Origin of the sequence: Deinococcus phoenicis, assembly GCF_000599865.1 — a bacterium.
Classification (GTDB): Bacteria; Deinococcota; Deinococci; order Deinococcales; family Deinococcaceae; genus Deinococcus; species Deinococcus phoenicis.
The window spans coordinates 1-22,656 of record NZ_JHAC01000030.1 but is presented as its reverse complement, the minus strand read 5'-3'; the positions used below and the strand labels follow the sequence as shown (position 1 = coordinate 22,656).

Here is a 22,656-nt window from a genome sequence, read left to right as displayed (position 1 = left end):
CTCCGGGAGGGGAACCGGCGGCGACTTCATTCGTCCCCCTCCACCCGTTCCTGCGGGTCCACGTCGGTCAGCGCGTAGGCGATGGCGAGGCCGCCCCCGACCACCACCAGATACACGCCGAAGTCAAACAGCAGGGCGCTGGCCCACTCGAACTCGCCGGTCAGGGGCGTGGTGATGTAGCCGTAGGCGCTCTTGAGAAAGGGCCTCCCCAGCAGGTACGGCACCAGGCCAGTCAGAAAGGCCAGGGCCAGGCCCCAGGGCACCAGCCGCAGGGGGTCCACCCGCAGGGCGCTCGTGCCGGTGGCGATGCGGTGCAGGATCAGCGCGCCGACCGTCATCAGGCCCGCGATGAAGCCGCCGCCGGGGGCGTTGTGCCCGCGCCACAGCAGCAGGAAGGCGAACAGCAGGATCAGCGCGAAGACCGCGCGGCTCACGCTCCGCAGAATCGGGTCGTCCGTCAGGGGCGCGGTGGTGGGACTGCTCCCGTTCACCGGGACCGGAGCGGGTTTCTTGCGTCGGGGAGTCATGCACGCTCCTTGGGTGGGGGTGGGGTGGGCGTCAGGTTCTCGGGCGGCAGACCTTCGGGGGGGAGGGCGTCCGGCGCAGTGGCCGTGCGGCCCCGTTTGCCCAGGCGGACCAGGGCCAGTACCGCCAGCGCGACCATGCCGACCACCGTGACCTCGCCCAGCGTGTCGAAGCCCCGGAAGTCCACCAGCAGCACATTCACCACGTTCTTGCCGCCGCCCCCGCTGTAACTGTTCGCCAGGTAATAGGGCGAGATGGGCGGCGCCAGAAAGCGCACGCTGGACAGCACCAGCAGCGTCGCGCCGACGCCCGCCAGCGCGGCCAGCAGCACGTCCACCCGGTAGCGCCAGCGGGAGCGCGCCAGGTCCCGACCCCCCGGCAGATACCGGAAGGCGAGCAGGAACAGGATCACTGTCACCGCCTCCACCAGCAGCTGCGTGAGGGCGAGGTCGGGCGCGCGCAGGGCCAGGAACGCGGCGGCGCTGCCGAAGCCCGTCAGGCCCGTCACCACGACCGCCGTCAGCCGGTTGCGGGCCAGCAGCACGCCCACCGCCCCCGCCACCAGCAGCGCCGCGATGGGCAGCACGCTCAGCGGCAGCGCCCCGAAGGGATGAAACACCTGCGGCGCGCGCAGCACCGCGTAGCCCGCGATGACGGCGGCGGCGGCCAGCATGACCCGCAGCTGATCGGGCAGCGCCAGCCCCTGCGTACGGGAGATCAGCCAGGCGGCGAAGGTGTTCACGCTTTCCAGCAGCGAGTAATAGACGGTGTTCGCGTTCGTGCGTGGCGTGAGGCGGCGTTGCAGGGCATTCACCCGCCCCGCCTGCCCGATCAGCAGTGCGCCCAGTGCCCAGGTCAGCCCCGTGGCGAGCAGCGCGGGCGTGACGCCGTGCCAGAGGCTGAGGTGCCCCGGGTACCCCGCGAAGTTCAGCGCCGCCTGCGCCGTGCGCGTCAGGGCCTCGGCACTGGCGGGCCACACGCCGAAGAGAAGCGCGGCCCCGGCCAGCAGCGCGGCGGGCAGCGTCAGCCCGGGCGGGGCCTCGTGGGGGTGCGCGCCTTCCGGGGCACGCGGCGCACCCAGGAACACCCGCAGCAGCCGGAAGGTGTACGCGAAGGTCAGCGCACTGCCCACCACCGCCACCCCGATAAAGAGCGGTCCCTGATGCAGCATGGTTTCGTAGAACAGCTCCTTGCTGATGAAGCCGCCCAGGGGGGGCAGGCCCGCCATGCTGAGGGCGGCCAGCAGCGCCACCCCGAACGTCACCGGCAGCGCCCGCCGCAGGCCGCCCAGCAACGGAAGCTCGCGCGTGCCCGTCTCATGGTCGATGATGCCCACCACGAAAAAGAGGGCCGCCTTGAAGGCCGCGTGGTTCAGCAGGTGCGCGGTCCCGGCAAAGTTGCCCTCCGCGTCCGCCAGACCGTAGAGGCTCATCAGCAGGCCGAGTTGCGAGACGGTGGAGTAGGCCAGCAGCGCCTTGAGGTCGGTCTGCCGCAGCGCCAGCCACGCGCCCCACACCAGCGTCGCCAGCCCCAGCGGCACGATGATCCCCGACCACAGCGGCGAGGTGCCGAACAGCAACCCGAACTTGGCGACCAGCACCACACCGGCCTTGACCATCGTGGCCGAGTGCAGGAAGGCCGAAACGGGGGTGGGGGCCTCCATCGCGGTCGGCAGCCAGAGGTGGAAGGGCAGTTGCGCGCTCTTGGTGAAGGCCGCCAGCAGCGTCAGCAGCAGCGCGGGCGTGAAGAGGGGCGAGGCCCGCAGCGCCGCCACGTCCAGCCCCGACAGGGACGTGCTGCCCCCGGCGATCCCGATCAGCGCGACCGCCGCCAGCAGGCCCAGTCCACCCAGCGCGCTCACCAGGAATGCCTTCACCGCCCCGTCGCGTGCCGCCGCGCGGGTGTGCCACAGCCCGATCAGCAGGAAGCTGGTCACGCTGGTCATCTCCCAGAAGCCGAACAGGGCCACGAGGTTGTCGCTGAGCACCAGCCCCAGCATGGACCCGCCGAACAGCAGCAGGTAGGCATAGAAGCGTCCGAACCGTTCCCGGTCCGACAGGTAGGCCACCGCGTACAGGCTCGCCAGCGTGCCGATCACGCCGATCAGGGCAGCGAACAGCAGCGAGAAGCCGTCGCCCCGGAAAGCCAGCGCGAGGTCCAGGGTGGGCACCCAGCGCGTCACCTCCAGCGCGGGCACAGCTCCCGGCATCCCGGCCAGCGGCACGGCCAGCAGCAGCGCGGGCAGGAACGCCAGCGCCGCGACGTAGCCGGTGCGGCGGCCCAGGCGCGGCCCCAGCCACGCGGCCAGCGCGGCGAGCAGGAAGGGCAGGAACACGGCGAGGGTCATGGCCCGCGTCCTGTTCGGTGGGTCAGCCGTCTCGTCATCATCACCTCATGACACCACGTCCCGGCCCGCAGGGGGGCGTGAGGTCTTCACGGATGAACCTGGACCGTCCCCCTCCGGCCGACAGAAGGGCGCCCGCCGCCCCAGGGTGCGGGCCAGGGCGGCGGGCGCAGAGGCGGGCCTAACCCCGGCGGCGGCCCAGCAGGAACCACCCGGCGGCGGCGGCCAGGAAGGCCACACCCACATAGGTCCACAGGTTCGGCCCCCGCTGCTGCGTCACCACCGTTCCCGGCATTCCGCCATTCACGATCACGTCCGGGCCGTCCAGCGCGTTCGCCACGCTGCTGACCGCCGTGAAGATCAGCGCGTACTTCAGGATGTCCGAGCCGATGCCGTGGCTGCGGTAGTAGCTCTGCGGGTAGGGATAGTAACGGCCCGAAGAGAGTTGATAGGGGTACTGGGCGTTTTTGGTGGCGCTGTAGGTGATGGCGCTGCGCGGCACGCCCGCCGGGAGTTTCACACTTTTCCAGCTGTTGAGCTGCGAGGGCGTCACGCGCGCCGCCGCTGCCCGGTTCGCGGCACTCGTCGCCCCCGTGCTGGTCGTGCTGCGCTGCGTGCTGCTGGGCGTGCGCGCAGGCGTGGAGGTGCGCGGCGCGGTGTAGCTGTTGCCGCTGGAGGTGTTGCGGGGCGGCGTATAACGGGGCGTGGTCGTGCGCGGGGTGGACCGGGGCGCGCTGTAGCCCCCGGAACTGCGGCTGCCACCGAATCCCCCACCGCTGCGGCGGGCGGCGTCGGCCACACCCGCCCCCAGCGCGAGGGTGGTGAGCATCAGGGCGAGAGAGCGTTTCATCCCCTCAGAGTACGGGCCGGGGGCCGCGGGGGTTCCCTCCGTGAACGGAAGGGAGGGCACGGCTAGACGGCCCCGCCCGCCGCCCCGGCCCGCCAGGCGTACACTCGGCCCATGTTCCCCAGCGCCGCGTTTTTTTATTGGTTCAGGTTCCGCCGGGCCTGACGCCGACGCTGCCACCCCAGCCAGGACCGCCCGGAGGAGAAGTTGCCTTCCGGGTCTTTTCTTTCCCCGATTCTTTCCCGAGAGGACGCGCCTGCCCATGACCCAACCTCAGCCCACCCTGCACGCCGGCTGCACCGAGAACCTGAACGTCACGGGCTTCACGCCGCTGGTCACGCCGCGCAAACTGAAGGCCAGCCTCCCCCTCACGCCCGCCGCCGAGCGCACGGTGCTGGCGGGTCGCCGGGCCGTTCAGGACATCCTGCACGGCCGGGATGACCGGCTGCTGGTGGTGGTCGGCCCCTGCTCCATCCACGACTTCGGGCAGGCCGCCGAGTACGCCGGGCAGTTGGCGGCGCTGCGGGCGCGGGTGCAGAGCCGCCTGGAAGTCCAGATGCGGGTGTACGTGGACAAACCCCGCACCACCGTCGGCTGGCGCGGTCCCCTGATCGACCCCGACATGACCGGCGCGAACGACATGAACCGGGGTCTGGCCCGGACCCGCGAGCTGATGATCCGCGTCTCGGAACTGGGCCTGCCGGTCGCCACCGAACTGCTCGACCCCTTCGCGCCGCAGTACCTGTTCGACGCAGTGGCCTGGGCCTGCCTGGGTGCCCGCACCACCGAGTCCCAGACCCACCGGGTGATGGCCAGTGCGGTCAGCGCCCCGATGGGCTTCAAGAACGGCACGGGCGGCGGCCTGAAGCTCGCGGTGGACGCCATCGTGGCCGCCAGCCACCCGCACGCCTTTTTCACGGTGGACGACGACGGGCGGGCCTGCATCGTCCACACGCGCGGCAACCCGGACGGGCACGTGATCCTGCGCGGCGGGCGGCAGGGGCCGAACTACGCGCCACCGTTCGTGGGGGAGGCCGAGGGGCTGATGCGGGCCGCCGGACTGACCCCCGCCGTCATGGTGGACTGCTCGCACGCCAACAGCGGCTCGGACCCTGCGCGGCAGGGGCTGGTGTGGCGCGACGTGCTGGGGCAGCGCCTGCGCGGGCAGACGGCGATCAGGGGCCTGATGCTGGAGAGCAACCTGTGCCCCGGCAAACAGAGCATTCCCGCCGACCTCTCGCAGCTCCAGTGGGGCGTGAGCGTCACCGACGCCTGTGTGGGCTGGGACGAGACAGAGGCGCTGCTGCTCGAAGCGCACGCGGCGCTGGGCGGGTAGGCGCTCAGCCCAGCCTCTCCCGCGCCACCCGGCAGGCGGCGAGGTCCCAGGCGGCGCAGCCCACCGTCTTGAACAGCAGGGCTGCCCCGGCGGACGGCGGCGTGACCAGCGCGTCGGCCAGGGCCTGCACCCCGGCCCAGTCCACGCCCGCCTGGAGCAGGTCGCCCGCCTCGTGCCGTGCGCCCGCCGGGTCGTCCACATAGACGCGGCTGCCGCGCACGGTGTCCGGGGCGATCTCGGCGGCGTCCGGCGTGAAGGCCCCCACCGCCACCAACAGCCGACCGGGGCGGGCCGGAAGCGCATAGACGGGCGTCCGGCTGGTGGTGGCCGTGATCACCACCTCGGCACCCTCCGGCACCTCGTGGGTGGGGAAGAGGCCGCCGCCGACGCGCTCACAAAAAGCGGCGGCGCTTTCCCGCCGGGAGCCTTTGACCCCTATGCGGGTTTCCGGAAAGACGGCGGCCAGGGCCTGGGCGTGCGCTTCCGCCTGTGTCCCCGTGCCGATCAGGAGCACGTTCCGAGGCGTGCCCAAGAGGGTCTGAATCCCCAGGACGCTCACCGCCGCCGTGCGCCGCGCGGTCACGGTGGGACCGTCCAGCAGGAAGAGGGGCGCGCCCGTCGCCGCGTCGTAGGCCGTCACCTGACCCTGAATGGTGGGCCACCCCCGTTCGCGGTTGGCCGGGCAGACGTTCACCAGCTTGTGCGAGGCGATGTCCGGCGCGGCGGCAGGCATGGACAGCATCACCCCGCCGTCCGCCAGCGGCAGGGCCAGCCGGTCCGGGCTGCGGATCTCGCCGCGTGCGGCCTCCAGGCAGGCGGCGCGCAGGGCGTCCACCAGGGCCGGGTAGGGCAGCAGGCGGGCCGTCTGCTCGGCACTGTGCAGCCGCAGGTGGGGCAGGGTCATGGGTCACGATACGTCGGGAACTTCGCGCCTTCCCACGGTTCCCGCGCCGGCCCTGCGGCAGACTGGCCGCATGAGGCTGGTGATGATGGGCGTGACCGGCAGCGGCAAGACGGTGCTGGGGCAGGCGCTGGCGCGGCGGCTGGGCTCTCCCTTCCTGGACGCGGACGATGTTCACACGCCCCAGGCCCGCGCGCAGATGGCCGCCGGTGTGGGTCTGACCGATGCCGACCGCGCGCCCTGGCTGGCGCGGTTGCGTGGGGAACTGCTGGCCCGGCCGGACGTGGTGCTGGCCTGCTCGGCCCTGCGCCGCGCTTACCGGGACGCCCTGCGGGTCGGGGGCGTCCGCTTCCTGTTCCTGAACGTGCCGGAAGACGTGCTGCGGGCGCGCCTGGCCGCCCGCAGCGGGCACTACGCGGGCGCGGCGCTGCTGCCCTCGCAGTTCGCCACGCTGGAACCGCCCGGCCCGGACGAGGCGGACGTGCTGACCCTGGACGTGACCGCCGCCGACACGCCCGCCGACCTGGCCCGCCGGGCACTGGCCGCGCTGGGGGCGGCGTGACCCCGCCTGCCTACGGCCTGGTCTGCCTGACCGTCGGCCCCGAGGTCCGCTTCCGCACCGTCACGCTGACCCGCTACCGGGCGCTGTCTCCCTCCGGGCGGGAAGCGAAGCTGCTCGACCTCTACGCCGACAACATCGCCCGCGTCGGGGGAGCCGCCGCCTTCTGCGCCGCGCGCGGCATCCGGCTTTATCGCCTGAGTTCCAGCCTCTTTCCGATGTTCGATCTGGAAGGGGACGACACGGGGCGGGCCGTGCTGGACAGCCTCGCTCCGCAGATGTGGGCCGCCGGGCAGGCGTTCCGCGACGCCGGGATTCGCGTGTTGATGCACCCCGAGCAGTTCATCGTGCTGAACAGTGAGCGCCCAGAGGTGCGCCGCTCCAGTGTCCGCGCACTCGGCGCGCACGCCGACACGCTCGACCGCTTCGGCTTTGAACGGACACCCTGGAATCTGCTGCTGCTGCACGGCGGCAAGGGAGGCCGCGCCGCCGAACTCGCCGCCCTGATTCCCGACCTGCCGGATGCCGCCCGCCAGAGGCTGGGCCTGGAAAACGACGAGCGTGCCTACGGCCCCGCCGACCTGTTGCCCGTCTGCGAGGCCACTGGCACGCCGCTGGTGTTCGACGCGCACCACCACGTCGTCCGCGAGAAGTTGGCGGATCAGGAAGACCCCAGTGTGCGGGAATGGGTCCTGGCCGCTCGCCGCACCTGGCAGCCCCCCGAGTGGCAGGTGGTCCACCTCTCCAACGGTCTGGAGGGGCCGCAGGACCGCCGCCACAGCCAGCTCATCACCCAGTTGCCGGGCGCCTATGCCGATGTCCCCTGGATCGAGGTGGAGGCCAAAGGCAAGGAAGAAGCGGTCGCGGCCTTAATGGCGTGCGGGCGCTAGGGTGCGCGGGAGGCTGGACAAGGTGACGGGCACGGTAAGCCTTTTGATGATCTCGGGAAGTCTGCGGGCTGGCTCGACGAATACCGCGCTGCTGCAAACTGCGCAGGCCGGAGCGCCGCAGGGGGTGGAGGCCGTGCTCTATACCGGACTGGGCGGGCTACCCCACTTCAACCCGGACGACGATCACGCCCCCCTCCATCCTGCCGTCGCGGCTTTGCGGGCCGCCCTTCAGCGGGCAGACGCGCTTCTGTTCTCGACGCCGGAGTATGCGGGGGCGCTTCCGGGGGCGTTCAAGAACCTGCTGGACTGGACCGTGGGGGGCGGGGAAACCTACGGGATGCCCGCCGCCTGGATCAACGCCTCAGGGCTTCATTCCCCGACCGGTGCCGCAGATGCCCATGCCTCGCTGCGGAAGGTGCTCGGTTACACGGGCGTGAACATCGTCGAGGCGGCGTGTGTGCGGCTTCCCGTGGTGCGCCCGAGCGTCGGCCCGGATGGCCTGATTGCCGATCCGGCCATCCGTGAACAACTGGCCGGCGTTCTGAGGACCCTCGCCGCGCAGGTGCGGCAGACGCCCCGCCGCGCAGACTGACCGGGAGGGGAGCCGCACGGGGGGACGGCTTCTCCTCCCCCTCGCCCGACGCGCTACCCTGAGGGGCGTGAACGTCGTCGTGTTCGACCTGGAAACCACCGGCCTCTCGCCGGAGCGGGACGCCATCGTGGAAATCGGCGCGCTGCGCGTCCGGGACGGGCAGGTGGTGGAGTCCGAACAGTTCGAGACGCTGGTGCGGCCCGTGAACCCGGCGGGTGAACTGCTGCGGATTCCCTGGCACGCCCAGCGCGTCCACGGCATCAGCGACGCGATGGTGCGCAGCGCGCCCGACCTTTCGCAGGTGCTGCCCGAGTTTCTGGACTTCGTGGGGGACGCGGCGGTAGTGGCCCACAACGTCGGCTTCGACGGCGGCTTCATGCGCGCCGCCGCCCGGCGTCACGGCCTGGTCTGGTCGCCCCCGACCGAATACTGCACCGTGCAGCTTTCCCGCCGCGCCTTTCCCCGCGAGCGCGCGCATAACCTCGACGTGCTGGCCCAGCGCCTCGACCTCACCTTCGCGCCGGGGGCGCGGCACCGCTCGCTGGGCGACGTGCAGGTGACGGCGCAGGCGTTCGTGCGCCTGATGGAGCGGTTGAAGGTAACGGGCTGAGGTCGGCCGGGGAGGCGGCCCCGCGACCTCACTTCCGGGCGTTCTGTCCCTTCGGCACGAACACGATGGCGTTCGGCACCGGGCGGCTCCAGACGGTGTTGAGGTACCCGCCCAGGTTCGCGTAGCCGCCCGTGACGTAGGCGGTGGCGCTGCTGCCGCTGTCCAGCCGCACGGCGTCGCGCACCCCGGCGGCGGCGAGCGCGGCGGCGAAGGTTTCCGGCGAGCCGTATTCCAGATAGGCGATGGTGGGCTGGCCCCCCAGCACCCCGAAGGCGACCTGCCGGGTGGGCCGCCAGATGTTCGTGGCCGTGTTGAAGGCCTCGCGCGCCGGATTCAGGACCACCTGGCCGCCTTGCACCAGCAGCGGCCCGGCGCTCAGGGCGTCCTGGGCCGTTTCCCAGGGGGCGTCCTGCGCCTGCCAGTTCAGTGCGGCGGTCAGGGGCTGTCCGGCGGCGCGCGGCAACTGCGGAAAGCGGGCCGGGTCGAAGGTGAGGGCCAGCGTCCCGGCGGGCGGCACGGTGCGGCCGGTGACGGCGCGGCCCACCGCCGACGCGCCGGGCAGCAGGGACAGCGTGGTCAGGCCGTCCGCTCCCACCGCTGTCCGCCCGTCGCCCACGAAGGCGGTCAGGAGGTCGGGGCGCACCTTCGCGCCCACCGTGTTGACGGTGACGCTGCCAAACGGCCCGCTCAGCACGTAGCGGGGCCGGGGGTAGCCGAAGAGGGTGCCGCCCTGCCCCGTGAAACCGATGGTGGCGCGTTTTTCCAGGCTGGGGGCCGTCATCAGGCCGCCGACCGCCACCAGGTCCACCGGCAGGCTGCTGGCCGGGTCGAAGTACCCCCCGTTCACGCCCGCCACGCCGCCCACGCCCCGCACCAGACTCGCCACGTCCCGTGACGCGCCCAGCGGGGCCGACACCACACGCGGCTGGAAGCGCGAGGGATCGAAGCTCAGCAGGTGCAGCCCTCCCCGGGCGCGGTAGGTCACGCCGTCGGGCAGACCGTCGGGGTTGATGGGCGGCGGCACATTACGGTCCAGCTGCGTGGTCGTGTCGATCACCACCCGGTAAGGGTCCTCCAGCGTGAAGATCTCGCTGGTGCCGCCGCCCGTCTTCAGGCGCACGGTCGTCTGCGCCGCCGTGCCCGGCACGCCCGGCTCGATGCTGAGGGTGTCCCCGCTGGTCAGGGTCTGGCTGGAGGGGGTCGCGCTCACGCCCGGCAGAACCACGCTCAGGCCGGCGCTTTCCCGCACGACCTGCTGCGGCACGGTCCCGCTGAGTTCCAGCACCACCCGCTGCACCTCCACGCTGCGGTACAGCGTGCGGCTGACCCGCACGGTATCCAGGTGCACGGTGTCCAGGTGCGCCGCCGGGGCCACGACCGGGGCCGGAGGAGGGGAGGCGGCGGGAGGCGTCACCGGCCTGGGGGGCGCCGGGGTGGGCGGAGGTGGGGTGGGCACGGCAGCGGTGTCCATGCCGGGCGAGGGCGGCAGGGTCACGGCCGGGACGGTCGCCGGGGCGGCGAAATCCAGCAGGTCCGGCGCGTCCGCGATCACCCGCACCCCCAGTGCGCGCACCGCCGCAAGCGGCACGTACAGACTGCCCCCAGCCAGTTCCGGGCTGCCCAACCGTGCGCCTGCCGGCAGCGTGAAGCCCACTGCCCGCCAGCCCCGCTGCGGCGAGAAGCGCAGTTCCCGCGCGCCGTACAGCAGCCGCACGTCCTGCGGGTCGTTGCGCACCGCCACGCCCAGCCGGGGCAGCGTCCACACGGCCAGCGCCTCCGAGCCGCCCAGCATCCGCGACTCCACCGCCGCCGCCTGCACGGCGCCGCCCACCGCCACCGGACGCGCGCCCGCTCCCGCGAGCAGCGCCAGCACCATCGTCCATCCCAGCCGTCCGGGGTTCACGGGCGGGAGTCTACCCCGCCTCCGCCGCGCGGCGGGTGAGGGCCGCGCGGCGCTCCCCCCGTTGTCAGATTGCCGTGTGAACACCGCTCCTATACTTCCGGGGACATGATTGAACCTTCTCTCGCCCTGTACGGTGACGCCTTCGAGCGTGTGGACCGCCATCTGGAAGAACTCCTGGGCGCGACCGGCGTGCGCTACTGCCTGCTGGTGGACCGCAAGGGTTTCGTGCTGTCCCACAAAGAAGCCCTCTGGGCGCCGCGCCCGCCCGCGCTCGACAGCGTCGCCACGCTGGTCGCCAGCAACGCCGCTGCGACCGCCGCGCTGGCGAACATGCTGGGCGAGCGCACCTTCAGCGAGCAGATTCACCAGGGCGAGCAGGGCACCCTGTACGTGGAGTCGGTCGGTGACCAGGCGCTGCTCACCCTGATTTTCGACGTTTCCGTGCCGCTGGGGCGCGTCAAGGTGCACACCAAGAAGACCATCACGCAGGTCGCGGCGATTCTGGCCGAGCTTCAGGACGCGCCGCCCGTGCAGTTCAGTGAGGACTTTTCCAAGGGTGCCAGCGCCCTGCTCGACGACCTGCTCGGCTGAGGGCCGACCGAAGGAGGGAACCCATGAGCACCATCAACTTCGCCGCACGCGAGATCAACTGCAAAATCGTCTACTACGGCCCCGGCATGTCCGGCAAGACCACCAACCTCAAGCACGTCTTTTCCAAGGTGCCCGGCCACCTGCGCGGCGAGATGGTCAGCCTGGCGACCGAGGACGAGCGCACCCTGTTCTTCGACTTCCTGCCGCTGGACCTCGGCACCGTGCAGGGCTTCAAGACCCGCTTTCACCTGTACACCGTGCCGGGCCAGGTGTTCTACAACGCCAGCCGTAAACTGATCCTGCGCGGCGTGGACGGCATCGTCTTCGTGGCCGACAGCGCCCCCAACCGCCTGCGCGCCAACGCCGAGAGCATGCGCAACCTGCGCGAGAACCTCGCCGAACACGGCATCGACGTGCGGGACGTGCCCATCGTGCTCCAGGTCAACAAGCGCGACATCGAGGGGGCACTCCCCACCGAGATGATCCGCGCCGTGATCGACCCCAAAAAGGAACTGACCCTCTTCGAGGCGACCGCCCACACGGGGGGCGGCGTGTTCGAGACCTTGAAGAGCGTCAGCCGCCTGGTGCTGGACCGCCTGTCGCAGAACAAGTAGAGCCGCCGCGAAAACAGGAAGAAGCCCCGGAGGATCAGTCCGGGGCTTTCTTCCTGGGCCACAGGGGCTACTCCTCGTCGGTGCCGGGCAGGGGCGTGGTCCGGGGGGGGCCGCCGTCGATGCCGCCCGAGCCGCCTATCCGGGGGCCTTTGACCTCCCCGCCCGCGTCATTGCTGGGGTCGGCCAGGCGGGTGGTCCCGCCGGGATTCTCGGGCGTGATCACACTGAAGTCCGAGAAGCTGTTGGGAACGCCGTCGTCGAAGCCCGGCTCGTCGTTCACGCGGGCGGGCGGCGTGTCGTCCATGTAAGCGGCGGCGTTGTCCAGCATCTCGGTCCGCAGGGAAGGCTCGATGCCGTCGTCGAAGACGACCCCGGCCCCCGCCAGCGCGTCACTCCCCGTCCGGGGGCGGCCCCCGGTCACGTCGCCGCTGACCTGGAGGTCGTCGTGCTCCTCGTCGCGGGCGGCGTGGACGGCGGCGGCGTTGGCCTGGTCGTCCTGGTTGGCCGGGTCGTTGTCCTCCGGCAGCGAGTAATCCTGCGTCAGCGGACCGTCATCGCGGGTGGTCTGCGTGTCTGGCCTGGTCTCGTCCGGCGTGGTGCCGCCGTTCCGGCCCGCGCCGCCGGCGGGGTCTTTTCTGTGCGTCATGGTGTTCCTCCTGAGCCACCTGCCTCTTTCCGGCCCCGGTAACCCACCCCAACTTAGAGTGCGGCGCGAGGTTCGTCCTGGCGGCTGGATAAAGAAATCTTGGGCAAGTCGTGACGGCTGGCCGAAGGTTCCGGCTCTGGCCGCGCCCCCGGGGCCGCCTATCATGGGGAGGCAGGTGGGGGTGCAGGTCCCCACGGGAGGAGTGGCAGATGGCAGAAGAACTTCAGATGACGGCAGAAGGTCACCAGCGCCTGGAGGAGACGCTCCAGAAGGAACGCCAGCGCCGCGAGGACGCCCTCAGGAGCCTGTCGGTCACGCTGGACGACGCCCTCGACCTCGAAGATCGCAACCTCCAGGCCGCCCAGTTCGACCTGCCGGGCATGGACGCGCGCATCCTGGAACTGGAGGACGTGCTGGCCCGCGCCGTGATCGTGGAGGAACCCCGGGGCGGCAGCGCGGAAGTCAGCCTGGGGTCCGTCGTGGTCCTCCAGGACACCGGGCATGACCGGGAACTGCGGGTTCAGCTCGTCAGCGCCGTCGAGGTGGACGCCCTCGCGGAAGGCGAGACTCAGGTCAGCGAGGACAGTCCCGTCGGCAAGGCGCTGCTGGGGCGGCGCGTGGGCGAGTCCTTCGAGGTGGACCTGGGGTCACGCCGGGCGCAGTACACGGTCAAGAGCATCGGCGGATAGGGCGCCGGGGCACCGTGGGGAAGGGGACGGCCTTTGCCGGGCCTCTTCCCCTGCCTACACGTCCCGCCGGTCGAAGGCATAGACCGCCATCAGTCCGAAGCCCACCGTGTAGATCAGCAGCAGCACGAGGGGCTGGAGGACGTTGCCCTGGCGGGCGTACAAGTCGAAGTGGCTGGTCAGCAGCAGGCGCTGGACGTTTTCCGGGAACACCACCAGCAGCCGCAGCAGGTTCAGGGCCGCGAGGGTGGCGAGGGCCGCGGCGGCGGTGTTGAGGTACAGCACGCCGAACAGCAGCGAGAGCGCGGCGACCGGCATCAGCATCACGGCGGCCAGAACGCTGCCCCGCAGCACCTGCATCAGTGCCTCCCCGCTGCTCAGTGGCCCCACGCCCACGAAGTAGCCCGGTCCCAGGCCGGTGCCGCCCGTGAAGCTTCCCAGGCCGAGGCCCAGGCCCGCCAGCAGCGACCCGGCGACCAGCACAGCGATCAGGAGGGCCGGGTACAGCAGCGCCACGATCAGTTTGCCGACGATCACGCGGGTGCGGTCCACCGGGCGCAGCAGCAGCGGTGCGAGCGTGCCCTGGCTGACCTCCGCCCCGATCATCTCCGCGCAGGTCACGGCGATGAAGAGGGGCAGCAGGAACTGTACCAGCACGCCCAGGCTGACGGCGGGGAGTTGCCAGCCACTCGTCAGGGCCACGTTCAGCAGCGCGCTCAGGCGCGGCGCGACCAGCCACAGCAGCGGCAGCAGCAGGCACACCAGCAGCGCGAGGCGGGCGCTGCGCATGCCCAGCAGCTTGCGCAGCTCCAGCAGGACCAGGGTCAGCACGCGGCCACCCGGGAACGGGAAAGAAGGGGGAATGCCTTCATCATCTTGACTCGCATCAGGCTTGCTCCACGCGCTCGCGGTAGTACTCGTACAGGTCGAAGTGGTCGGGGCTGGCCTCGTAGACGCGGAAGCCCCCGGCACTGAGCTGGGCCAGCGCGTCGGGGACGTGGGCGTCACTGCTCAGGTGGGCGACGGCGTACGGCGTGCGGGTGCTGACCCGCTGCACGAAGGGCAGCCGTTCCAGCCGCCCCGCCGCGCCGACCGGATCGTCCACCCGGAAGCGGTAGGCAGCCTGCCGGGCACGCAGATCCACCGTGTCCACCAGCCGCCCGCCGGTCAGAATGCCGACCGTGTGCGCGTAGGTGGCGATCTCGCGCAGGTGGTGGGTGCTCAGCACGACCGCGCAGCCCCCTGAGGCCAGACTGGTCACGATCCGGTGAATCAGGCCGATGCTCAGGGCGTCCAGGCCGCTCGTCGGCTCGTCCAGAATCAGGACCTGGGGGTCGGCCAGGATGGCGCTCGCCACGCCCAGCCGTTGCCGCTGCCCCAGCGAGTACTCGGCCACCTTGCGGCCCTCCATGCGCGTGAGTTCCAGCAGCGCCAGCACCTCGCGGATGCGGCCCTTACCCACACGCGGCCCCCCCGGAGCCATCGCCGCGAGATCCGCGTGAATCTGAAGGTTCTGGGTCCCGGTGAACTGCGGATAGAACCGGGCCGGAGCCTCCACCACCGCGCCCAGCCGTGCGCGGGCACGCGGCCCGTCGTTGTGGACATCCCGGCCCAGCAGCCGCACCTCACCGCTGCTCGGAAAGGCGAGGCCGGTCACGGTGCGGATCAGGGTGGATTTGCCCGCGCCGTTGGGGCCGGTCAGGGCGTACACCTCGCCCCGCTGCACCGTCAGGTCAATGTCGTGCAGGATGGCGTGTGGCCCGTACTTCTTGTGCAGGCCGCGCACCTCGATGGCGGGGGCTGCCGGGGCGGCTGGCGTGGTCACGCGCGCAGCCTAATGTGAGCTGACACACCAGATTCTTACAGCGCCATGACGGGGCAACAGGGCGCATGGCAGGCGAGCGGCGTATCCGTCATTCGGCACACGAAAGGGAGGAGGGCACCCAGGCCGCTCCTCCCTCCCCGCCAGAGCCTCCGGCTCAGAACTTGCCGAAGCGGGTCAGCTTGAAGGGGACCTCGGGCGCGCCACCCTGGAGCTTGTCGAGCTGGCTTTGCGTCACGACCAGCTCGTTGCCCAGCATGACCAGGGCCGTGGGGTAGCGCAGGCCCGCCAGAGGTTCCTCGGCGGCCAGGGTGCCGCTGCCGTAGTCGGCGCTGAGGTTCACCCGGCTGACCACCTGGTCCTTGTTGCGGGCCAGGTACAGCGTGTGGCCGTCCAGCAGGAGGCCGTCACTGTTCTTCAGGCCGCCCATGACCTTCTTCACGGCCCTCGTGCGCAGGTCGATGCGCCACAGGTCGCCCGTGTTGAGCTGGTTGGTCAGCAGGTAGCGGCCGTCGGGCGTCACGACGATGCCGTCCAGGTTGATGCCGGGGCCGTACTTGATGGGCGTCTTGCCCAGGTCCAGCCACGCCGTCAGATTCATGTCGCGGTCCACGCGGTAAATTACCGGGCGGAAGGAGTCGGTCACGTACACGTTGCCGCCTGGCGCGATGGCCAGGTCGTTGAGGTACGGCACCGGACTCTTGGGCGTTTCCAGCACGTTCAGGATCATGCCGTCGGGCGAGAGGACGCTGACCGTACCCTGCTGCCCGCCCGCGACCCACAGGCGGCCCTGCGGGTCCACCTTCATCCCCAGCGCGACCCGGCGGCCCAGCGAGCCGCCCTCACTGAACTTGCTGACGGTGCCGCTCTGCACGTTGACCGCGTAGATGGTGCCGTTGGAGGCGCTGCCGGTGTAGAGGACGCCTTTCTTCGTATCGTAGGCCAGGCCTTCCGGATAGGAGAGGTGGTCGGGCAACGCATAGTCGCGCACGCTGAAGTTGTCGCGCACAATCACGCCGCAGCGTTCGCGCATCCCCGATTTGCCCGCCGGGTCGGTCTTGTAGTCGTCGGGCATGGCGTGGACGACCAGCGCGCGGTTCAGGACGCCGTTCATGCCGGTCAGGCTGACCTTGTCGGTGGTGAAGGTCAGGCGGCCCACGCCGTCCGCGCCCACCATCAGCATGGGCAGGTCGCCGCCGTGGCCGTACTTGTTCATGGCCTGGGGGTCGTCGTGGTTCTTGCTCATGCCGGGGTCGAAGTGCGGCCCCGCCCCGCCGAAGGGCACGACCGTGTTGGTGGCCGAGTCCACGCCGGGAGTGCATTTGCCGTACTCGTGGACGTGCATGCCGTGACCGCCGGGGGGCAGGCCGCGCACCTCCACTGTGACCTGCACGCCCATCCCCATCTGCTTGAAGGCCGCGCTCCCCCGCACCTGGCCCGCCGCGTCACGAATGGCGGCGGTGGCGCTCAGGGGCGCGCTCGCCGGGGCCATGGGCATCATGGGCTGCATGCCGCCCGCCGAGGCGCTGCCCAGGGCCGCCGCCAGGGCCAGCAGGCCGAGCATCTGGAGCTTCTTCATCACTGGCCTCCCGTGGAGCGCACGCGGTAGATGACGCCGCTCTGGTCGTCGGTGAAAAGCAGGCTGCCGTCGTTGTACACGGCCACGCCCGCCACGCGCCCGAACTGCTTCCACTGCCCCTGCTCCTGGAACACGAAGCCGCTCACGAAGGGTGTGATGGACACGGGCCTGTTCTGCGCGTCGAAGTCCACGCGGGCAATCTCGTAGCCGCTCGGCTCGTTGCGGTTCCACGAGCCGCGGAAGGCCACGAAGGCGTCGTTCCGGTACTCGGCCGGGAACTGGTTGCCGGTGTAGAAGGTCATGTCGATGGCCGCCGCGTGCGCCGTGTAGTTCAGCAGGCTGCCCTGGGTGCGGTTGCAGTAGTCGGTCTTGCTGATCAGGCCGGGGATGGTGCTGGAGTTGGCGTAGGGGTCGGGCTGCTTGTCGCCGTAGCAGTAGGGCCAGCCGTAGACCCGGCCGCGCTGAATCACGTTCAGCTCCTCGGGCGGGATGTTGTCGCCGTGCCAGTCGGACCCCTGGTCCATGCCGTACAGCGTCTTGGTGACGGGCTGCCACCCGAAGCCGATGGTGTGGCGCAGGCCGCGCGCGTACACCTCGCGCCACTTCCCGTCGGGGCTGAGGCGCAGGATGGTCGCTTCCTCCGGGTTCTGCGGGGCCGCGTCGTTGTTGGTGGAGCCGATGGAGGCGTACAGGAAGCCGTCCGGCCCCCACTTCACGCCGCGCGCGGAGTGCTGCCCCACGTCGGGAAGTTGAGTGGCGAACACGCGCGGCACGCTCAGCGTTCCGTCTTTGGCGATGTCCATCACCCAGATGTCGTGCTGGCCGATGGCGTACAGCTTGCCGTTCTTCACGTCCATCCCGTGCACGAGGCTGAGGTTGGAGGCCACCTGGCGGCGCTCGCCCGCGTCGAACTTGCCGTCCTTGTTGACATCCTTCAGGTACCAGATGTCGTTCTGCTTGGTGCGCGAGAGGTACACACCGCCGTCGGGCATGGTTTGCAGCGAGCGGGCGTTGCCCAGTTCGGACGCCATCACCGTGACCGTGAACCCTGCCGGGACCTTCAGCCGGGCGAGCTTGTCGGGCGTGAAGCCCAGCGCAGTCGGCTCGTTGCGGGTGGCCGTGACCGTGACCGGCGCTTCGGGTGCGGGTAGGGGGCGCGGTGTGGGCGGGGTGGGCTGGCCGGGAAACGGGCCGGTCAGCGGGATGGCGGTCTGGGCCAGCGCCGAAAAGGCACCCGCCAGAGCCACCGTCAGGGCGGCGAGCAGGGGTTTACGCATGTGAGTCGTCCTCCGCCCCGCAGAATCACACGGGGGCGAAACACCGCTTTCCGGCTCTGCTCACCTTCTGAGCCTCTTCTCAGGTTTTGCTCAAGAAGTGGGGCGGCGTCCCCCGCGAATAGCCCAGCAGGCCAGTCCCCCCTGTCCCAGCCAGTACAGCCCGTTGACGGCGAGGTCGCGCGCCGGAAGCGGCGTCACGAAGCGGTCTACCGCGATCAGGCTGTCACTCAGTACGAACAATGCTGCGCCCCAGACGGCCAGACCTCCCACCGCCAGCGCCCGCCACAGCATCAGAGTGATGACAATGCCGTAAATCAGCACGGGGCTTCGCAGCTCGCCCAGTTGTCCCCGCGCGACCAGCAGGCCCAGCAGCGCCGCGCCATAAGCAGCCGCTCCCAGCAACCCGCCCCAGGCCGGCCGCCGCGTGCCCGTCAGAAAGCCACGCAGGTAGGCCAGATGGGCCAGCAAAAAGGCCAGCAGCCCCGGCACGAACAGGTCGCCGGGCCACTCCAGCAACAGGTCGCCCAGCGCCCCCAGGCCCAGCCCCAGTGCCAGCCACCGCCGCACCAGGCCGGGCGGGGCCGCGCGCCACACCCAGACCGCCAGCAGCGCGGCGGGCAGGGCCTTGGTCAGCAGGCGCAGGCCGGGCAGCTGGAGCTGGGCGGCCAGCAAGAATAGCCCCGCCGCGAGCAGAGCCAGGGCGGGGTGGAAGGAACGAGGGGGCACCACCCCAGCCTACGGGGTCAGACCGGCACGAACAGCGGCAGGTCAGACGCCGGGGCCGCGCCCACCGCCACCGCGCGGCGGTGCAGTTCGCGCACCGCTCGTTCACCTTCCGCGCCCACATCCAGGCTGAAGTCGTTCACGTACAGGTCAATATGGGCGCGCATCACGTCGTCGCTCATCTCCAGCGCGTGCTGGCGGATGTAGCCCATCGGCTCCTGCGGGTGCGCGTGGGCATATTCGAGGCTGGCGCGCACGGCGGCATTCAGCCCGCGCTGTATGTCCAGCGGCAGGTCACGGCGCACCAGAATCGCGCCCAGCGGGAGCGGCAGGCCCGTCTGGCCCTCCCACCACGCGCCCAGGTCCAGCAGCCGCACCAGCCCGTGCTGCGGGTACGTGAAGCGCGACTCGTGGATGATCAGGCCCGCGTCCACCTCCCCGCGCGCGACGGCGGGCATTACCTCGTCGTAGCGCATGTGTGTCAGGCGGACTTCCGGATAGGCGAGGCGCAGCAGCAGTTCGGCGGTGGTCAGTGCGCCGGGCGAGGCCACCGTGCGGCCGTTGAGGTCGCCCAGATGCTCCCGCGCCACTACCAGCGGCCCCACGCCGCGCCCCAGCGCCCCACCCGCGCGCAGGGCCACGTAGCGGTCCATTACGTCGAAATAGGCGCGGTAGCTGATCTTGGTCATGGGGAGGCGGCCCGCCACCGCCCAGTCGTTGAGCGTCTGCACGTCCTCCAGCACCTCGCGCACGGGCAGCGGCGAGGGCACCCGCCCCGCCTGGAGCGCGTAGAAGATGAACGTGTCGTTGGGGCAGAAGGAATAGCCCAGGTCGAGAGAGGCTGTGCCGAGAGGGGAGGGGGCCGTGGTCATGGGTCCAGGGTACGCCCGGCCGGCGCGGGCACCTGCCCCGGCGTCCGGCTGAGGCCGTCATCACGAAGCTGTCAGGAGGACTGACTACCCTGACACATGCTTCGGTCCCTCCTGCTGGTGCCTGCCCTCTGTGCCCTGTCCGCCTGCACGCCCGCCCAGATGGGTCAGCAGGCGCCACAAACGACCACCGACACGTCGGTTCCGCTCAGCAGCGGCGGCCCCTGCGCGCCCGGCTACACCCGGCCCGACTTCGCCGCGCTGGAGCGGGACCTGACGGCGGCCCGCGCGCGGTGGACGGCGGCGGGCGTGCGCGACTACAGCTACGATTTCGCGCAGATCGCCGCGCCGGTCGCCTTCCCGGATGTGCGCGTCACCGTGCGCGGTGGGGCCGTGCAGGGCGTGACCCTCAAGGCCGGACAGACGGGCGAACCGGGCGGCCAGGCCCGCGCCACGGTCGAGGACCGTTTCGCCGCCATCGCCCAGACCTTGCGCGGCCAGCAGGGGCAGAAGTGTCCCGTGGTCGAAACCGAATACGACCCCCGGGACGGCCACCCCACCCGCCTCTACAGTGGCAGCCGGGAAGTGAACCTGGCGGACGGCTGGGGCGAGTGGCGGATCATGAACTTCACGCGGCCCTGAGGGTGGGTCGGTGGGGTTGCTCTGGCCTGGTTATCCCCACCCCCCGGCCCCCTACCCCGCCGGGTAGGGGGAGAGGCGCTGCGCTGGGCAAGAGTCGTTCCGGACGTTTCCGGCGTTGCTTGCCCGGCCCCGGTTCCGGCCTCGACGCCATCCTTCGCCCATCTGGAAGGCCTCGGGCCTGGCGGCCCGAACGGCTCCGTTGCCTGGAAAGTGGACCTGGAAGGCAAGAACCGGCCGCCGACTGACCCGGTTTTAGGGCAGTTGTCAAAAAGGGACCTGACCGAGCAGGGGGGCAAGGGGCAGGCCCCACACGGGTGCTGTTGTGCCCAAGACAGCGAGTGAACGAGGCAGAGCTTTTGCGACTTGCCAAGCGCTGAGGGAGAGAATGGAACTGCTTGGGGCGCTCTTCCTCCTCCCCCCTTGTGGGGAGGTCGGGAGGGGGGTGGCAAGGAACGCTTGCTCTCACCATCCCCAGCCCCCTCCATTCTTCCCTACCGCACTCCCTCCAGCGCCGCCCGCGCCGCCTCCGCATCCCGCGCGAGCTGGGCCTTCAGTTCGTCCAGGCTGCCGAACTTCTGCTCGCCGCGCAACTTCGCGAAGAACTTGACGTCCAGTTCCTCGCCGTAGAGGTCGCCCTCGAAGTCGAAGAGGTGGACCTCGAAGCGCCGCCCTATGCCGTTCACGGTGGGCCGGGAGCCTACGTTTGCCATGCCGTGCCAGCGCTGCTGGTGCCCCGGCCCCCGCTCTGTGAGGGCCACCACCGCGAAGACACCCAGCGGGAGCGCCTTGCCTTCCGGCACGCGGATATTCGCGGTGGGCCAGCCGATGGTCCGGCCCAGGCGGTCGCCCTGCACCACCACGCCCTGCGCGTCGTAGTGGCGGCCCAGCAGCCGCGCCGCGCCTTCCACGTCGCCCACCTTCAGGTATTCGCGGATGCGGGTGCTCTTGATGTCGTCGCCGCCGAGCTGGTGCATGGGCAGGGCCACCACCTCGCGCGTCACTTCGCGCAGGTCCGCGACGCCCCCCGCCCGGCCCCGCCCGAAGTGAAAGTCCTCGCCCACGACCACCGCGCGGGGCCGCAGCGCCCGCAGGTCGTCCAGAAAGGCCTCCTTGGGCCGCGCGGCGAATTCGGGCGTGAAGGGCACCGCCACCGTCTCGTCGATGCCGTAACGGGCCAGCAACTCCAGCTTTTCGGGCAGGGTGGACAGGAACTCCACGCCCTGCGTCAGCACGCGGGTGGGCGGGTCGAAGGTGTAGACGACGGTGGGCACCCGGTGTTCGCGGCCCTTCGCCTTGAGTTGCGCGAGCAGCGCTTGGTGCCCCAGATGCACCCCGTCGAAGGACCCGATGGCGACCACCGTTTCCGTATCGGGGCGCTGGGTGGGGGAGACGTAGGTTTTCACTGCCGGTCCTGCGCCAGCGCCTGCAAGCCGTACAGCGCCGCCGTGACCGTGCTGGCGCTGCCCTGCAAGGTGCCTTCGCGCAGGCCGTCCAGCACCTGCTGGGGCGGCAGCCACAGCACCTCCAGGTCCTCGTCCTCGTCCTGGGGCAATTTGCTCTCGCGCAGGTTGCGCGCCCGGTAGACGTACAGGTCCTCGTCGCAGAAGCCGGGGCTGGAGTAGAAGTGGGTCAGCAGCGTCATGTCACCGTCCAGGCCCACCTCCTCCTGAAGCTCGCGGCGGGCGGCGGCCTCGGGCGTCTCGCCGTCGTCGATCAGGCCGGCCGGGGCTTCCACCGTCGTGGCCGCGATGGCCCGGCGCTCCTGGCGCACCAGCAGCATCTCACCCTGTTCGTTCAGGGCCAGGATCGCCACCGCGCCCGCGTGCCGCACGACTTCCCACTTGCCCTCCAGCACCTCCAGCCGCACGATGTGGCCGTCGTAGATGACCTGGGTGTCCGGACGGCTCTTGCCTGCGTCGCTCATGGGGGCAATGTAAAGCAGCGGGCCAGGGATCAGGTTAAGCCTTTGCCCTCTGCCGTCTGTTCTGCCCTCTCTGCCACAATCCCCCCATGTTCACCCGCGCCGACCTGGAGGCCCGCGAGGCCGCCACACTCGCGCCCTATGCCACGCTGAGCCGCCGTTCACGCGGGCGGGAATACCCCGAGCCCGGGAGCGGGACGCGCACCGCCTTCCAGAAGGACCGTGACCGGGTGCTGCATACCACGGCGTTCCGCCGCCTGGAATACAAGACGCAGGTGTTCCTGAACGCGCAGGGCGACCACTACCGCACCCGCCTGACCCACACGCTGGAAGTGCAGCAGGTGGCCCGCTCGGTGGCGCTGACCCTGGGCCTGAACGAGACGCTGGCGGAGGCGCTGGCGCTGGCGCATGACCTGGGGCATCCCCCCTTCGGGCACGCGGGTGAGCGGGTGCTGGACGGCCTGATGGCCGGGCACGGCGGCTTCGACCACAACACGCAGGCCCGGCGCATCGTGACCCGGCTGGAGGACCGCTATCCGGACTTTCCCGGTCTGAACCTCACCCTGGACACGCTCGACGGCCTGAACAAGCATGACCGCGCGGGCCTGGGACCGCCCAGCCTGGAAGCGCAACTGGTGGACGCCGCCGACGCGCTGGCCTACACGGCGCACGACCTCGACGACGGGCTGCGCAGCGGCCTGCTGACGCCCGGAGCACTGGAGGCGCTGCCGCTGTGGCGGGAACTGCTGTCCAGGGTGCCCCTCCAGTCGCCCCACCTC

The 22,656-nt window shown here is 70.9% G+C and carries 24 protein-coding genes; 10 read left to right on the top strand and 14 right to left on the bottom strand.

Translation table 11 applies throughout. From position 1 onward, the window contains the following. Positions 1-26 precede the first annotated feature (26 nt). The 3 genes from DEIPH_RS09660 to DEIPH_RS09650 all read right to left on the bottom strand — a co-directional run bounded on the left by DEIPH_RS09660 (position 27) and on the right by DEIPH_RS09650 (position 3,719). Positions 27-527, bottom strand: a complete 501-nt coding sequence (locus tag DEIPH_RS09660) for an MnhB domain-containing protein (RefSeq protein WP_034357399.1) — start codon at positions 525-527, stop codon at positions 27-29. Further along, positions 524-2,872, bottom strand: a complete 2,349-nt coding sequence (gene mbhE / locus DEIPH_RS09655; RefSeq protein ID WP_034357398.1) for a hydrogen gas-evolving membrane-bound hydrogenase subunit E — start codon at positions 2,870-2,872, stop codon at positions 524-526. Before mbhE ends, DEIPH_RS09660 begins: the two co-directional genes overlap by 4 nt. 178 nt (positions 2,873-3,050) lie before the next feature. After that, on the bottom strand, positions 3,051-3,719 hold the full coding sequence (locus DEIPH_RS09650; RefSeq protein WP_034357396.1) for a hypothetical protein: 669 nt from the start codon (positions 3,717-3,719) through the stop codon (positions 3,051-3,053). 259 nt (positions 3,720-3,978) lie between these two features. On the opposite strand from DEIPH_RS09650, the gene DEIPH_RS09645 reads away from it, so the two are divergent. Further along, positions 3,979-5,052 (top strand): 3-deoxy-7-phosphoheptulonate synthase, encoded by a 1,074-nt coding sequence (locus DEIPH_RS09645; protein WP_034357394.1) that lies wholly within the window; start codon positions 3,979-3,981, stop codon positions 5,050-5,052. Between the two features lie 4 nt (positions 5,053-5,056). Here the strand turns inward: DEIPH_RS09645 and lhpI are convergent, their stop codons facing one another. Further along, positions 5,057-5,956 carry a bifunctional Delta(1)-pyrroline-2-carboxylate/Delta(1)-piperideine-2-carboxylate reductase gene (gene lhpI, locus DEIPH_RS09640; protein ID WP_034357392.1) on the bottom strand — a complete coding sequence of 300 codons (900 nt, stop codon included), beginning with the start codon at positions 5,954-5,956 and terminating at the stop codon, positions 5,057-5,059. Positions 5,957-6,026: 70 nt separating this feature from the next. Between lhpI and DEIPH_RS09635 the strand changes: the two genes are divergently transcribed. The 4 genes from DEIPH_RS09635 (at position 6,027) to DEIPH_RS09620 (ending at position 8,604) form a co-directional block, all read left to right on the top strand. Further along, positions 6,027-6,515, top strand: a complete 489-nt coding sequence (locus DEIPH_RS09635; RefSeq protein WP_034357383.1) for a gluconokinase — start codon at positions 6,027-6,029, stop codon at positions 6,513-6,515. Then, positions 6,512-7,402 carry a UV DNA damage repair endonuclease UvsE gene (uvsE, locus tag DEIPH_RS09630; RefSeq protein WP_034357381.1) on the top strand — a complete coding sequence of 297 codons (891 nt, stop codon included), beginning with the start codon at positions 6,512-6,514 and terminating at the stop codon, positions 7,400-7,402. The genes DEIPH_RS09635 and uvsE overlap by 4 nt, the downstream gene beginning before the upstream one ends. Positions 7,403-7,448: 46 nt before the next feature. Beyond that, a complete protein-coding gene (locus DEIPH_RS09625; protein ID WP_081790862.1) occupies positions 7,449-7,994 on the top strand; it encodes an NADPH-dependent FMN reductase in 546 nt (181 codons plus the stop codon). A 67-nt stretch (positions 7,995-8,061) separates the two neighbouring features. Further along, positions 8,062-8,604: a 3'-5' exonuclease gene (locus tag DEIPH_RS09620; protein WP_034357379.1), complete on the top strand. Its 543-nt coding sequence runs from the start codon at positions 8,062-8,064 to the stop codon at positions 8,602-8,604. A gap of 28 nt (positions 8,605-8,632) precedes the next feature. On the opposite strand, the gene DEIPH_RS09615 is transcribed toward DEIPH_RS09620, so the two are convergent. Continuing rightward, positions 8,633-10,480 carry a phosphodiester glycosidase family protein gene (locus DEIPH_RS09615; RefSeq protein WP_034357377.1) on the bottom strand — a complete coding sequence of 616 codons (1,848 nt, stop codon included), beginning with the start codon at positions 10,478-10,480 and terminating at the stop codon, positions 8,633-8,635. Between the two features lie 132 nt (positions 10,481-10,612). Between DEIPH_RS09615 and mglB the strand changes: the two genes are divergently transcribed. Further along, positions 10,613-11,098 carry a GTPase-activating protein MglB gene (gene mglB / locus DEIPH_RS09610; RefSeq protein WP_034357374.1) on the top strand — a complete coding sequence of 162 codons (486 nt, stop codon included), beginning with the start codon at positions 10,613-10,615 and terminating at the stop codon, positions 11,096-11,098. A gap of 23 nt (positions 11,099-11,121) precedes the next feature. Beyond that, positions 11,122-11,712, top strand: coding sequence for a GTPase MglA (mglA, locus tag DEIPH_RS09605; RefSeq protein ID WP_034357372.1), 591 nt, complete (start codon positions 11,122-11,124; stop codon positions 11,710-11,712). A gap of 67 nt (positions 11,713-11,779) precedes the next feature. Here the strand turns inward: mglA and DEIPH_RS09600 are convergent, their stop codons facing one another. Next, positions 11,780-12,358 carry a hypothetical protein gene (locus DEIPH_RS09600; RefSeq protein ID WP_034357370.1) on the bottom strand — a complete coding sequence of 193 codons (579 nt, stop codon included), beginning with the start codon at positions 12,356-12,358 and terminating at the stop codon, positions 11,780-11,782. Between the two features lie 209 nt (positions 12,359-12,567). Between DEIPH_RS09600 and DEIPH_RS09595 the strand changes: the two genes are divergently transcribed. Beyond that, positions 12,568-13,047 carry a GreA/GreB family elongation factor gene (locus DEIPH_RS09595; RefSeq protein WP_034357367.1) on the top strand — a complete coding sequence of 160 codons (480 nt, stop codon included), beginning with the start codon at positions 12,568-12,570 and terminating at the stop codon, positions 13,045-13,047. Between the two features lie 54 nt (positions 13,048-13,101). Here the strand turns inward: DEIPH_RS09595 and DEIPH_RS09590 are convergent, their stop codons facing one another. The 6 genes from DEIPH_RS09590 to DEIPH_RS09565 all read right to left on the bottom strand — a co-directional run bounded on the left by DEIPH_RS09590 (position 13,102) and on the right by DEIPH_RS09565 (position 19,317). Further along, positions 13,102-13,875 (bottom strand): ABC transporter permease, encoded by a 774-nt coding sequence (locus DEIPH_RS09590; protein WP_034357364.1) that lies wholly within the window; start codon positions 13,873-13,875, stop codon positions 13,102-13,104. A 55-nt stretch (positions 13,876-13,930) separates the two neighbouring features. Next, positions 13,931-14,869 carry an ABC transporter ATP-binding protein gene (locus DEIPH_RS09585; RefSeq protein ID WP_034357362.1) on the bottom strand — a complete coding sequence of 313 codons (939 nt, stop codon included), beginning with the start codon at positions 14,867-14,869 and terminating at the stop codon, positions 13,931-13,933. A gap of 154 nt (positions 14,870-15,023) precedes the next feature. Beyond that, positions 15,024-16,445, bottom strand: a complete 1,422-nt coding sequence (locus DEIPH_RS09580; RefSeq protein WP_034357360.1) for a superoxide dismutase family protein — start codon at positions 16,443-16,445, stop codon at positions 15,024-15,026. Further along, complete coding sequence (locus DEIPH_RS09575; RefSeq protein WP_034357357.1) at positions 16,445-17,722, bottom strand: PQQ-dependent sugar dehydrogenase; 1,278 nt, start codon at positions 17,720-17,722, stop codon at positions 16,445-16,447. The genes DEIPH_RS09580 and DEIPH_RS09575 overlap by 1 nt, the downstream gene beginning before the upstream one ends. A 90-nt stretch (positions 17,723-17,812) precedes the next feature. Then, complete coding sequence (locus DEIPH_RS09570; RefSeq protein WP_051517287.1) at positions 17,813-18,448, bottom strand: lysoplasmalogenase; 636 nt, start codon at positions 18,446-18,448, stop codon at positions 17,813-17,815. Positions 18,449-18,465: 17 nt separating this feature from the next. After that, a complete protein-coding gene (locus DEIPH_RS09565) occupies positions 18,466-19,317 on the bottom strand; it encodes a 1,4-dihydroxy-6-naphthoate synthase (RefSeq protein WP_034357355.1) in 852 nt (283 codons plus the stop codon). Between the two features lie 96 nt (positions 19,318-19,413). On the opposite strand from DEIPH_RS09565, the gene DEIPH_RS09560 reads away from it, so the two are divergent. Continuing rightward, positions 19,414-19,956 (top strand): DUF6174 domain-containing protein, encoded by a 543-nt coding sequence (locus DEIPH_RS09560; RefSeq protein WP_034357353.1) that lies wholly within the window; start codon positions 19,414-19,416, stop codon positions 19,954-19,956. 491 nt (positions 19,957-20,447) lie between these two features. On the opposite strand, the gene ribF is transcribed toward DEIPH_RS09560, so the two are convergent. Together ribF and DEIPH_RS09550 are read right to left on the bottom strand one after the other, a co-directional pair. Then, the gene (gene ribF / locus DEIPH_RS09555) at positions 20,448-21,359 is read right to left on the bottom strand and encodes a riboflavin biosynthesis protein RibF (protein ID WP_034357351.1); all 912 of its coding nucleotides are present in this window, start codon (positions 21,357-21,359) and stop codon (positions 20,448-20,450) included. After that, positions 21,356-21,880, bottom strand: coding sequence for an NUDIX domain-containing protein (locus tag DEIPH_RS09550; RefSeq protein WP_034357349.1), 525 nt, complete (start codon positions 21,878-21,880; stop codon positions 21,356-21,358). The genes ribF and DEIPH_RS09550 overlap by 4 nt, the downstream gene beginning before the upstream one ends. Before the next feature lie 86 nt (positions 21,881-21,966). Between DEIPH_RS09550 and dgt the strand changes: the two genes are divergently transcribed. Next, positions 21,967-22,656 (top strand): dGTP triphosphohydrolase (gene dgt / locus DEIPH_RS09545; RefSeq protein ID WP_034357347.1); only part of this gene is annotated, 690 nt, incomplete at its 3' end.